Annotated in this window: 8 protein-coding genes; 5 read left to right on the top strand and 3 right to left on the bottom strand. The window is 49.5% G+C overall.

The features are described 5' to 3' along the window. Nucleotides 1-31 precede the first annotated feature (31 nt). A complete protein-coding gene (locus GVJ32_RS14400) occupies nucleotides 32-1,396 on the bottom strand; it encodes a sigma-54-dependent transcriptional regulator (RefSeq protein WP_159240790.1) in 1,365 nt (454 codons plus the stop codon). Between the two features lie 27 nt (nucleotides 1,397-1,423). Then, on the bottom strand, nucleotides 1,424-3,013 hold the full coding sequence (locus GVJ32_RS14395; protein WP_159240789.1) for a sensor histidine kinase: 1,590 nt from the start codon (nucleotides 3,011-3,013) through the stop codon (nucleotides 1,424-1,426). Between the two features lie 148 nt (nucleotides 3,014-3,161). Between GVJ32_RS14395 and GVJ32_RS14390 the strand changes: the two genes are divergently transcribed. Both GVJ32_RS14390 and GVJ32_RS14385 read left to right on the top strand, forming a co-directional pair. After that, nucleotides 3,162-4,790 (top strand): NAD+ synthase, encoded by a 1,629-nt coding sequence (locus tag GVJ32_RS14390; RefSeq protein WP_159240788.1) that lies wholly within the window; start codon nucleotides 3,162-3,164, stop codon nucleotides 4,788-4,790. Between the two features lie 138 nt (nucleotides 4,791-4,928). Further along, the gene (locus tag GVJ32_RS14385) at nucleotides 4,929-6,554 is read left to right on the top strand and encodes a glycerol-3-phosphate dehydrogenase/oxidase (protein WP_159240787.1); all 1,626 of its coding nucleotides are present in this window, start codon (nucleotides 4,929-4,931) and stop codon (nucleotides 6,552-6,554) included. 153 nt (nucleotides 6,555-6,707) lie between these two features. Here the strand turns inward: GVJ32_RS14385 and GVJ32_RS14380 are convergent, their stop codons facing one another. Next, nucleotides 6,708-7,574 carry an outer membrane protein assembly factor BamD gene (locus GVJ32_RS14380; RefSeq protein WP_159240786.1) on the bottom strand — a complete coding sequence of 289 codons (867 nt, stop codon included), beginning with the start codon at nucleotides 7,572-7,574 and terminating at the stop codon, nucleotides 6,708-6,710. A gap of 98 nt (nucleotides 7,575-7,672) precedes the next feature. Between GVJ32_RS14380 and rluD the strand changes: the two genes are divergently transcribed. The 3 genes from rluD to clpB all read left to right on the top strand — a co-directional run bounded on the left by rluD (nucleotide 7,673) and on the right by clpB (nucleotide 12,184). Further along, nucleotides 7,673-8,629: a 23S rRNA pseudouridine(1911/1915/1917) synthase RluD gene (gene rluD, locus GVJ32_RS14375; RefSeq protein WP_159240785.1), complete on the top strand. Its 957-nt coding sequence runs from the start codon at nucleotides 7,673-7,675 to the stop codon at nucleotides 8,627-8,629. 66 nt (nucleotides 8,630-8,695) lie between these two features. Next, nucleotides 8,696-9,472, top strand: a complete 777-nt coding sequence (gene pgeF, locus GVJ32_RS14370) for a peptidoglycan editing factor PgeF (RefSeq protein WP_159240784.1) — start codon at nucleotides 8,696-8,698, stop codon at nucleotides 9,470-9,472. A 123-nt stretch (nucleotides 9,473-9,595) separates the two neighbouring features. After that, nucleotides 9,596-12,184 (top strand): ATP-dependent chaperone ClpB, encoded by a 2,589-nt coding sequence (gene clpB, locus GVJ32_RS14365; RefSeq protein ID WP_159240783.1) that lies wholly within the window; start codon nucleotides 9,596-9,598, stop codon nucleotides 12,182-12,184. Nucleotides 12,185-12,260: the final 76 nt, after the last annotated feature.

The following is a 12,260-nucleotide window of genomic DNA, read 5'->3' as shown; positions in this document are numbered from 1 at the left end:
TATTAAAAACGGCGGCTATATACCGCCGTTTTTAATTGTCTAGTTCATATTTTTTTAATTTATATCGAAATTGCCTAAATGTAACACCTAGCATTTTTGCCGATTCCGTTTTATTCCAGCGGTTTGCTTCTAATGCATCTTTAATAATTTGTATTTCTATATTGGCAAGGTAGGTTTCCATATCACCGATTGCGGCATCGATATGTGAGATTTCTGAGGCTTCGCTTTTGCTTGTATGAGTATTGTCTCTAGCAGAAGGCAGAGATAAATCCTGTGGTGTGATAATGTTCTTTTCGCATAGGGTTGCTGCTCGTTCGATGATGTTTTCTAGTTCGCGAACATTGCCAGGGAAGTAATAGCTGCACAGTGCTTCTAACGCTTTGCCATTTAATACGGGGGGTGTCATATCCCATTCGCGGCCAATTTTATCGAGCATGAATTTGGCGAGCAGTGGAATGTCTGATGCGCGGTCACGCAAGCTTGGCACTTGTACTTCTATAACATTTATTCGATAAAACAAGTCGCTGCGGAAGTGTTCTGCGGCAACGGCTTTGGCTAAGTCGCGGTGGGTGGCGCTAAGTATGCGAACGTCTACGGGAATTTCTTGGTTAGAACCAATTCTGCGAACGGCTTTTTCTTGGATGGCACGTAATAACTTTACTTGCATGTTTAAGGGAAGATCGGCGACTTCATCCAAAAATAAGGTGCCGCCATTTGCGGCTTCAAATAAACCTTCCTTGTGGTCGTAGGCGCCAGTGAAACTACCTTTGGCGTGACCGAAAAATTCGCTTTCTACCAATTCACTGGGAATGGCACCGCAGTTAACGGGTACAAAGGGCGCGTCGCTGCGAGGGCCGTTGGCGTGTATTAATCTAGCTACTACCTCTTTGCCGCTGCCTGATTCGCCGCTGATATAGACGGGGGCTTGGCTGCGTGAGAGCTTAATAATTTGTTCGCGCAGGGTAACGATGCTGGCGGTTTCACCAAGCAGACGTGTGTGGCTGCTACCGTCAAACTGGGTGTCGCGGCGGCCGAGCTTTAAGGCGCTTTTTACAAGATTGCGGAGCTGCTCAACTGAAACCGGTTTGTTGATAAAGTCGAACGCGCCTGCTTTTAGGGCTTCTACGGCAATCTCAGTACTGCCATAGGCCGTTAATACCGCAACGGCAGTGCAGTGGGATGAGCTTTGGATGTGGCGAACAATTTCCAAGCCTGAGCCGTCGGGTAACTTAATGTCAGTTAAGCAGAGATTGATTGCAGGGTTAGATTGCAGTGCCTGCAAGGCGTCTCGCACATTGCCAACGGCGATGGTGGCTAAACCCATTCTGCTAATAGTGATGTCTAGGAGTTCGCGAATATCAGGTTCGTCATCAATGATGAGCACGGTCTGTTGCATTTGATTAGGCTCTGTAGGCATGGGCTCTTATTCTGCTAAGGTGCCGCGATCCGGATGGGAGAATTGCAGGCGGAAGCAGCTTTCTCCGCGCTCAGTTCGGCGGTAGTAAATATGTATTTGGTTGGCTAGGCAAAGTTCTCTGCACAAGTATAGGCCTAAGCCATTCCCCTGCTCTTGCGTGGTAAAGAAGGGTTCAAAAATTTTATCTTCGTCCTCCGAACTTATTCCTTCACCATTGTCGATAATGTCGAGGCTGGCTGTGGCGGAGCTTGGGTTTTTCGTGCAGCGAAAAGTCAGTATTGCTTTGCTGTGCTTTTCAGCGCCGTGACGCACGCCGTTGTCTGCAATATTAGAGATAATTTGAGTGAGTTGGCTGCGGTCGACATTAATGAAATCGTCTAGTAGGTCGCTGTCTATTTTTATCTCTAAAGGGGTATGATTTGTTGGTTGCCAGTCATTCAAAAATTGATTTAGCCATTGATTTAAGCTGAATCGGGCCGGTTCTGGGCTTCGGCCGCGAGATAGCTCCAAGATGTTTTTAATAATGTCGTTCATTCGCAACGCGTGATTTTGAATAATGGTAGTAAAGCGTTTGTCTACGCTATTGAGATCGGGGCTTTCTGCGAGTAATTGCGCAGCGTGACTAATGGCACTTAAGGGGTTGCGAATTTCATGGGCGATGCTGGCAGTAAAGCGACCAAGCGATGCTAGCTTGAGATTTTGGGCGCGTTGATTAATTTTACTAATGTTCTCGATATAAAGTAATCGGTCGCTGTCATTACTTTGCTCAAGAATGCTCATATTGATGTGGACATCGAGATGCCGAGGGCCAATTTTTATTACCTTAGCGCTGTTCTCAGTTTTACGGGCCATGTCGATTAATACCGGCGGCGCGTACTGCTGATTATTGGGGGCGGGCGCGGGGATGTCGAGTAACTCGGTAGCCGCTGCGTTGATCAGCTTTATCTGGCCGGTCTGGGTCATGACCACAATGCCTGTTTGCATACGTTGCACAATGCGTTGATTGATGCGCGAAAGTTGTTCTATGTCGGTACGGCGGCGCTCTGCTAATTGCTGGGCTTTTACAATGCGGTCGCTTAAGTAGCGGATGGCGATAGCGGCGGAAAAATACGCAGTGCCAGTCATGCCTGCAACAATAAAGCGTTGGGCCGATACGCGTTCAGTCAAGGTGTGGGCCGCGACTTCGCTGATGGCAGAAATGGTCGCCAATGCTGCAATCGCCAAGCTTAGTTGGCCAGGCATGGTTATGCTGGCGGCACTGATGGTAACAATGAGTAGCAGCGGGAGACCGGAGTCGGCGCTGCCCGAGCAATAGCTCATTACCATAATGACGCCGATGTCGATAAAAAATTCAAAGAACAACTGCGTTTGTGTGTAGCGGCTGCTAAGTAGGGTGTGAACAATGAGGCTCAGCAGGGCAAAGCAGACATAGCCGAGCACGGCGATAGCAAACCATTTTGGTGCGGTAATGCCTAAGGTTGAATTAGCTGGTCCAAAAATCAGGGCGATGAGTATTATTCCCGCTAATGCAAAGCGATAAGCACTGTAAACTCGCATGATGGCGCGTTGTTGGGGAAAATCCTGCGCAAACGACATATTCGGCCCTGATGTTGGTTAAACCGTAGTTTATACGTCCATAGTGGGGGATGCACTCCCGCTTATTTGCTAGAATAATGCGCTGTATTCATGTGCTGATCTCGGGACGACCGAGTACGGCCTCGTTTTTATTTATGGAATTGCATTGATGACTTCCCTGCGTATCGTTATGGCTCAGATAAATCCCGTCGTCGGAGATATCGAGGGCAATACCAATAAGATCGTCGCCGCTATTGAAACAGCCGTGTCGCGTCATGATCCCCAGCTGATTTTATTTCCCGAGTTGGTGGTGACTGGTTATCCACCAGAAGACTTATTATTGCGCGCTAGTCTTGCCCATCGGGTTGAGCGTGCTCTACAGCGCATCGCGAGCCATGCGCCTAAATGCTATGTGATTGTTGGTTATCCGCGGGCTATTGATGGCGATTTATATAACGCCGCCGGCGTGTTTTTTGGCGGCAAATTGGTGAACGAGTATCACAAGCAGTGCTTGCCGAATTACCGCGTTTTTGATGAAAAGCGTTATTTCAAAGAAGGCCGAGATACCTTGGTGATGGATATCTTCGGCGTGCCGACGGCGATCAGCATTTGTGAGGACGTGTGGGAAGATGCCCCCACGGCCGGCGCTAAAGCCGAAGGCGCACAGCTAATGTTGAATCTTAGCGCCTCGCCATTTCATGCCGGTAAGCAAATAGAGCGCGAAGCGCTTTTGGCGCAGCGCGCGTGGCAGGGTGGTATGCCGGTAGTGTACTGCAATCTCGTCGGTGGGCAGGACGAGTTAGTGTTCGATGGCGCGTCTATGGTGGTATCTGCGGAGGGTGAGTTAATTGCGCGCAGTCCTGCCTATGTTGAATATATAAATTGCGTGACGGCTCGCTGGGATGGTCGCCGCCTGCGGTTTGATGATGGCGAGGTCACTGACCTGCGTCCAGTGCTAGAAGATATTTATGAAACGCTGGTGCTCGGCGTGCGAGATTATGTAAATAAAAATGGTTTTAATGGTGTGGTTTTGGGTTTGTCCGGCGGTATTGATTCGGCATTGACCTTGGCTATTGCTGTTGATGCTTTAGGTGCAGATCGGGTAGAGGCAGTGATGATGCCGTTTCGCTATACCGCGTCTATGAGTATGGAAGACGCCCAGGCTCAGGCCAAGGTGCAGGGCGTTAGTTACAAGGTCATGTCGATTGAAGCGATGTACGACAGTTTTATGGCCGCATTGAGTGACGAATTTGCGGGTATGTCTGCCGATAAAACCGAAGAGAATTTGCAGGCTCGCTGTCGCGGTGTATTGCTGATGGCCATCTCAAACAAGAAAGGCTATTTGGTACTCACTACCGGTAATAAAAGTGAAGTTGCTGTGGGTTATTCTACTTTATATGGTGATATGGCTGGTGGTTTCGACGTACTAAAAGACGTGTCTAAAATGCGAGTGTTTGAGCTAGCCAGATACCGCAATACAGTAACGCCGGTAATACCGCAGCGGGTTATTGATCGGCCGCCGTCGGCAGAATTGGCGCCGGATCAAAAAGATCAAGATAGCTTACCGCCCTACGATATTTTGGATCAGGTGCTTGAGCGATATATCGAAGGCGACGAGAGCGCAGAGACTATCATTTCAGCCGGCTTTGAGCGTGAGATGGTATACCGAATTTTGCGCTTGGTAGACCTCAATGAATACAAGCGTCGACAAGCACCAATTGGAACACGTATTACCGAGCGTGGTTTTGGTCGGGACCGCCGCTACCCGATTACGCAAAAATGGGTAATTGGCGACTAGGCCTGCTTCTTGTCGCGATGAGCTGCGGCGACCTCATACAATTCTTTTTGCTTAATTTCTAATTGGCTGTGCGACTGCGCTTTATGGTTTGCATATCGCACTTTTTATTAATGACGTCCAAAAACACTCGGGGCCACAATGGAATTACGGGCAAGCAATGTAAGTAAACTGCGTGATGGCTACTTTGATGTGCTTATTCTCGGTGGCGGTATAAACGGGGCGGTATCTGCTGCTTCGCTGGCGGCTAAGGGGGTGAAGGTTGCCTTGGTCGATAAGGGAGACTTTGCCGGTTTGACGAGTTCGAACTCCTCAAATTTAGCGTGGGGCGGCATTAAGTATTTAGAAAATCACGAATATTTTTTGGTCGATAAGCTGTGCCGCAGCCGCAATCATTTGATGCGCAGCTACCCCTCAACGGTAAAAGAAATCCGCTTTCTGACGACCATTCAGAAAGGCTTCCGCTTTCCTGCGTTTATTGTATTTCTCGGTACGATTCTCTATTGGATAATTGGTCGCTTTGTCACCCGTGCGCCAAAGTATTTGAGTCCCGCTGGTCTCAGTAAAAGAGAGGCGGTGATTGATACGTCTAAAGCGGTGGGAGGTTTTGAATATTCCGATTGCTATCTGTATGACAACGATGCGCGTTTTGTCTTTAACTTTATTCGCACCAGCTTGAACTACGGCTGCATTGCCGCGAATTATGTTGAATCTACCGGTTCTGTGCGCAAGGGTGGTTTGTGGCACACACAGTTGAAAGACAATATGAGCGGCGAGACATTTACGGTGCGCAGCCGCGTGTTGATTAATGCCTGCGGCCCCTATGTGGATAAGCATAATCAGTTAACTGGGCAGCACACCGATCATCGGCATTTGTTTTCCAAGGGTGTTCATTTAATTGTAGATCGGGTGTCTGATACCCAGCGGATTTTAACTTTTTTCGCCAGCGATGGACGCTTGTTTTTCGTTATTCCAATGGGCCCAAAAACCTGTATTGGCACCACCGATACGCAGGAAGCGAGTCCCGAAGTGGAGCTGACTCCGGCAGACCGCCAGTTTGTACTCGACAACGTCAATGCCTTACTAAAATTGGAACGGCCATTAACTACAGATGACGTGATTGCTGAGCGTTGTGGTGTGAGGCCCCTCGCATTAAAAGGCCGTGATGGCGTCGCGGACTGGGTGAAGCTATCCCGCAAGCACGCCATCGATATTAATAGTGCCGATCAACATCTGAGTATTTTTGGTGGCAAGTTGACTGACTGCTTAAATGTGGGCGATGAAGTGTCGGATATTGTGGCCAAATTAGGCGTTGCCGTGCCGTTTCCTGCTAAGTGCTGGTACGGCGAGCCGAGTAATAGTGTGAAAGAGGAATTTATGCACCAAGCCATGTTGATGGGCTTGGATGACATGACTGACGCCTCTTCTTCGGAGCCACTAACCCAACGCCTGTGGCGGCGTTATGGTCGCAGCGCCATTGAAATGCTAGAAATGATTCGTGAAGACCCCAGTTGTGTGGAATTGTTAATCGAAAATGCTGAGTATTTACGTTGCGAAATTGAGCACGCCGCGCGCCGCGAAATGATTACCAAGCTAGAAGACTTCTTACGTCGCCGCTCTAAGATTTCTTTGGTCGTGCGCCGTGAAGAAATCATCAATGCACCGGGCTTGAAAGAAGCCTGTGAGATTTTGTTTGGCGATGAAGCTGAGGCCAAGTTGCAGGAGTATGTTGAGGCGACGGCTGGATGTCGGGGGTCGGATGTCTGACGGCATGGCAAAGTAGGTGGTCGGACAAGCTGCTGTCCTAGTTTGGGTGTTGAGGGTTTCTTAGCTCACAAAAAAGCCCGAGACGATGAATTAACATCTCGGGCTTCGTGTTCGCTCGCATCAGACGTCAGTCACCCGACGTCTAGCTAGTCCTTAATCCTCTTCGCGATTGTCAAATTTCGGTGGCGCGTAGCGATCAAACAAGCCCAAGGTCGCCTTGTTCACAAAAGAGCCTTCTTGCTCAATCCCAACCTGACTAATAAAGTTGCCCTTTTTATCCAGCGATGGATGATCAGGGTAGTTTTTACGTAGTACCGTTAGGGATTGCTCTGCCAAGTCGCTCATACCAAGAAGTAGGTAGGCTTGTACCATAACCGCGAGTGCGTCTGGTGTGGCAGGTGTTTGTGGTAGGTTCTCGATGACGTAGCGGCCACGGTTAGCGGCAGCCAAATAGGCTTTGCGCTTAAAGTAGTAGTTGGCGACATTGATTTCGTAGCGGGCCAAGCGATTTCGCAATTGAATCATGCGCGCTTTGGCGTCGTCTGCGTATTCGCTGTCTGGGAAGCGCTGCAGCAGCTGCCGAAAATCATCAAATGATTGAATGGTCGAGCCAGGGTCGCGCTGGGTCATATCCGTGGGGATAAAGCGCTCTAAGAAACCTTCACCATCGGTATAGTTGGCCAAGCCGCGCATATAATAGGCGTAATCAACTTTTTGGTGCTGGGGATGCAGGCGAATAAAGCGATCTGCAGCCGCAACGGAAGCCTCGTTGTCACCGCGGCGGTAATGGGCGTAAATGATTTCTAGCTGGGCTTGTTCAGCGTAAGGCCCAAAGGGGTAGCGGCTTTCCAGTAGCTGTAAATTATCCACAGCCAATGCAAAGTTCTTGCTTTTCAGGTAGCCTTGCGCCGTTTCGTAGATTTCCCGTTCGGAGAGTTCCGAGCGCTCTGGTTTGCTGGCGCAGCCAACGACCAGAATGGTAATAAACAGTAGTACAAAGACTTTAACGACAGCTTTCATGTAATTTTTCCAAATGGCGGAATATCCCCGACGACACCTTGCCGTGGCGAGGGTCTGCTATTTAAACACAGCCGGATGATGGTATAAAGAATCACATTATGACCGAAATTATAGAACGACAGGAAATTGTCCCAGACGCCCACAATGGCGAGCGTTTCGACCAAGTGGCGGCGCAGTTGTTCCCTGAATACTCCCGCTCTCGGCTGCAGACGTGGATCAAAAGTGGCGAGCTTACCGTTGATGGCAAGGTAAGGCGCACGCGTGACAAGGTGTTGGATGGCGAAACCCTGTTTTTGAAGGCCGAGTTGCAGGTTGAAGTGCGCTCGGTGGCAGAACCCATTGATTTGGACATAGTGTATGAAGACGAGTACGTCCTCGTCATCAATAAACCGGCGGGCCTTGTTGTGCACCCTGGCGCGGGTAATCCCGACGGTACGCTGCTCAACGCATTGTTAAATCACTTTCCAGAAATTGATAAAGTCCCCCGCGCTGGTATTGTTCACCGCCTTGACCGCGATACAACGGGCTTAATGATCGCCGCAAAAACCATCGAGGCGCACACCAGCTTAGTTTCTCAGCTGCAGTCTAGGGAAGTGCACCGCGAATACGACGCCGTGGTGTTTGGCACCATGACCGGCGGTGGCACGGTGGATGAGCCCATGGGGCGTCATCCACGTCAGCGGACTAAGATGGCGGTGTCCCAGATTGGCGGCAAAGAAGCGGTGACGCATTATCGAGTGACGCGTCGTTTTCTCACCCATACCCATATTCGCTGTTTCTTGGAAACCGGTCGTACTCACCAAATACGAGTGCACATGGCGCATATAAAGTACCCCCTGTTGGGTGATCCGCTTTACGCTGGACGTCCACGTCTACCTAAGGGCGCGACTGATTTACTGATTACGACTTTACGTGGCTTTGGCCGTCAGGCCTTGCATGCGCGAAAGTTGGAGCTAGAGCACCCAATCACGGGCGATACCATGTCATGGGAAGTGCCTTTACCTGATGATATGAAGGCCTTGTTGGCGGTATTGTCGACGGAAGATGTTCGCTAGATCTTTGTTATTTGTCCCCGATACTCTGCTTCTGGGTGGGGTATCATTTCTGTGCGGTGGTGATTCATGGCAGTTGATTCACTCATAGTGCCGGATTGGCCTGCGCCCGCGAATGTCGTGGCGCTCGCTACTACCCGACTTGGTGTCGCCGGCTTTGCTGGTGCCAGCGTAGCGCCGTATTCCCACTTTAACCTCGGCGATCATGTCGATGATGATCGCGCCAGTGTTGATCAAAACCGTGATGCCTTAATTTCAGCGTGCGATGGCTTAAATTCTATTGCGTGGTTGCAGCAGGTTCACGGTGTGGAGGTCTGCGATGCGTCTAATGCGGTTTCTGCACCGCTGCGAGCAGATGCAAGTATTAGCCATGTAAAAGGTCTTGCCAGTGCGGTATTAACGGCCGACTGCCTGCCAGTATTGTTTTGTCGAACAGACGGCAGCGCAGTTGCTGCCGCTCACGCTGGTTGGCGGGGTCTGTGTGCCGGCGTGCTGGCAAACACGGTGAAGGCATTTGATTGTCCGCCCCAAGAGTTAATGGCATGGTTTGGGCCTGCAATTTCAAGCGCGTATTTTGAGGTTGGGCCAGAGGTGTATCAGGCTTTTGTAAGCGGTTTTGCCGGTGTGACTAAAGCCCAAATTGATGATGCGTTTAGGCCGTCTTCCGATAAGCTGGGACATTTTTATGCCGATCTTAATGCTTTAGCTCGGTCTCAACTTCAGAATTTGGGTTTGGCATGGATTGGCGGTAGTGATATGTGTACTTATGCCGATGTGAATCGCTTTTATTCCTTTCGTCGCGACGGTCAAACCGGTCGACAAGTTAGTCTTATTTATCGCCGCTAGACTCTAATAAGAATATCTACTTAGTTTTTCCTGCTTGAAATTTTCTTATTCACACCCCATTTATTGTTCAGGGAAGACGAAGTATGGCTTCGTTATTTCATCTGATTTTTTGGGGAAGCTGACATGCGTGCTGATCGTTTCACTAATTCATTGCAAACCGCGCTCGCCGATGCGCAATCGCTCGCGCTTGGTAAAGACCATCAATATATCGAAGCGGTACATTTACTGTCTGCTTTGCTAAAACAGCAAGGCGGAAGTACTCGGCCGCTCTTGGCGCAGTCTGGTGCAAATATGCCGGCCTTGGAACAAAAAATAGCCGCTGAGTTAAATCGTTTGCCAACTGTACAGGGCGCTGGCGGTGACGTTCATGTGTCTCAAACTTTGGCGCGGATATTCAATGTTTGCGATAAGCTTTCTCAGCAACGTCAAGATAGTTACATTTCAAGTGAATTAATTTTATTGGCGATGTTAGAGGTTGGCGGTGAAACCGCAAAATTACTCACCGACAACGGCGTCGCTAAACCGGCTTTAATTGCCGCTATTGATAAAGTTCGTGGTGGTCAGCCTGTAAACGATGCTTCGGCTGAAGAGTCTCGCCAAGCTTTAGATAAATACACTATCGACCTTACCGAAAGNGCGGCGTCTGGCAAGCTCGATCCGGTGATTGGTCGCGATGATGAGATTCGTCGCACCATTCAAGTTTTACAGCGTAGAACGAAAAACAATCCGGTATTAATCGGCGAGCCGGGCGTGGGTAAAACCGCCATTGTTGAAGGTTTGGCGCAGCGAATAGTCAACGGCGAAGTGCCCGAAGGTTTGAAGGGTAAGCGGGTGTTGTCTTTGGATTTGGCTGCCTTACTAGCGGGCGCCAAATTTCGTGGTGATTTTGAAGAGCGTTTGAAGTCGGTATTGAATGAACTGGGTAAAGAAGAAGGCCGAGTGATATTATTTATCGACGAATTACATACCATGGTTGGCGCGGGTAAGGCTGAAGGCGCCATGGACGCGGGCAATATGTTAAAGCCCGCCTTGGCGCGTGGTGAATTGCATTGCGTTGGCGCCACCACTCTAAATGAATATCGCCAGTCTATTGAAAAAGACGCGGCGCTAGAGCGTCGTTTTCAAAAGGTCTTGGTGGAAGAGCCATCAGAAGAAGACACCATTGCCATTTTGCGCGGTTTAAAAGAGCGCTACGAAGTGCATCACAGTGTTGATATCACTGACTCGGCCATTATTGCGGCGACTAAGTTATCGCAGCGTTACATCACTGATAGGCAGCTGCCGGATAAAGCGATTGATTTGATAGACGAAGCGGCGAGCCGCATTCGAATGGAGATCGATTCAAAACCGGAGGTAATGGATAAGCTTGAGCGCCGTCTGATTCAATTAAAAATTCAGCGTGAAGCGGTGAAGAAAGAAGATGACGATGCGGCGCGTAAGCAATTAGAAAAATTAAATATTGATATTGAAAAAGTCGGTAAAGAGTTTGCCGACTTAGAGGAAATTTGGAAAGGCGAAAAAGCGGCTTTGCAGGGTTCTGCGCAAATTAAAGTCGATCTCGAAAAAGCCAAATTAGATATGGACAGTGCCCGCCGCGCGGGTGATTTAACCCGTATGTCAGAGCTGCAGTACGGGGTTATTCCTGATCTTGAGAAAAAGCTTGTCGATGCCGATTCCGTGGATCACGGCGAAATGCAGCTGTTACGCAATAAAGTTACCGAAGAAGAAGTCGCCGAAGTCGTATCGCGTTGGACCGGTATTCCCATCAGCAAAATGCTAGAGGGTGAGCGCGATAAATTACTGCGCATGGAAGATGAGCTTCATCGTCGTGTGGTTGGTCAAAGTGACGCGGTGGATGCGGTGTCGAATGCGGTGCGGCGTTCTCGTGCCGGTTTGAGTGATCCAAATCGCCCTAACGGTTCGTTTTTGTTTTTAGGGCCAACCGGCGTTGGTAAAACTGAGTTGTGTAAAGCGCTGGCCATGTTCCTTTACGACAGCGAAGACGCCATGGTGCGTATCGATATGTCGGAGTTTATGGAGAAGCACTCTGTTGCACGCTTGATTGGCGCACCTCCGGGCTATGTCGGCTATGAAGAGGGCGGCTACTTGACGGAAGCGGTGCGTCGCAGACCCTATTCTCTGTTGCTGTTAGATGAGGTCGAAAAAGCGCATCCCGATGTGTTTAATATTTTATTGCAGGTTTTAGATGATGGCCGCCTAACCGATGGTCAGGGTAGGACAGTCGATTTTAGAAATACCGTGATCGTGATGACCTCGAATCTCGGGTCAGATGTCATTCAAGACATGACGATGGCTGGCAGCGAATATCCGAAAATTCGCGATGCAGTGTTGAATGTGGTGTCGGGGCATTTTCGACCTGAGTTTATTAACCGTGTAGACGAATTAGTGGTCTTCGAGCCGCTGGACAGAGAACAAGTTAGGGCCATTGCCGGTATTCAAATAGCTATTCTCAATAGCCGTTTAGCGGAACGCGAGCTGCGTTTGGAAATTAGTGATGAGGCAATGGCGCGCTTGGCCGATGTCGGTTTCGACCCAGTGTACGGTGCGCGGCCGTTGAAGCGAGCAATACAGCAGCGTTTTGAAAATCCCTTGGCGCAGCGGCTTCTTAAGGGTGAATTTAGTCCGGGACAGGTGATCAAGGCGACCGTTGATGGCGATGATATTGTCTTCGGTGTAGCGCGCTTGCAATAGTGATTCTTATGACTTGAGCGCTAAGCTCGTGTAGATATTTTTATTTTAGTGATCTGTGTTGAGTGGGGCCGCGTAC

The organism is Zhongshania aliphaticivorans (genome assembly GCF_902705855.1).
Lineage (GTDB): Bacteria > Pseudomonadota > Gammaproteobacteria > Pseudomonadales > Spongiibacteraceae > Spongiibacter > Spongiibacter aliphaticivorans_B.
The sequence above is the reverse complement of the archived record's forward strand: the minus strand, read 5'-3'. Positions and strand labels throughout refer to the sequence as shown.

Excerpts from the sequence above, each read along its gene's own strand:
- GVJ32_RS14400 (WP_159240790.1), bottom strand. The coding sequence starts at position 1,396 with ATGCAACAGACCGTGCTCATCATTGATGACGAACCTGATATTCGCGAA.
- pgeF (WP_159240784.1), top strand. The coding sequence starts at position 8,696 with ATGGCAGTTGATTCACTCATAGTGCCGGATTGGCCTGCGCCCGCGAAT.
- GVJ32_RS14385 (WP_159240787.1), top strand. The coding sequence starts at position 4,929 with ATGGAATTACGGGCAAGCAATGTAAGTAAACTGCGTGATGGCTACTTT.
- GVJ32_RS14390 (WP_159240788.1), top strand. The coding sequence starts at position 3,162 with ATGACTTCCCTGCGTATCGTTATGGCTCAGATAAATCCCGTCGTCGGA.
- GVJ32_RS14380 (WP_159240786.1), bottom strand. The coding sequence starts at position 7,574 with ATGAAAGCTGTCGTTAAAGTCTTTGTACTACTGTTTATTACCATTCTG.
- rluD (WP_159240785.1), top strand. The coding sequence starts at position 7,673 with ATGACCGAAATTATAGAACGACAGGAAATTGTCCCAGACGCCCACAAT.
- GVJ32_RS14395 (WP_159240789.1), bottom strand. The coding sequence starts at position 3,013 with ATGTCGTTTGCGCAGGATTTTCCCCAACAACGCGCCATCATGCGAGTT.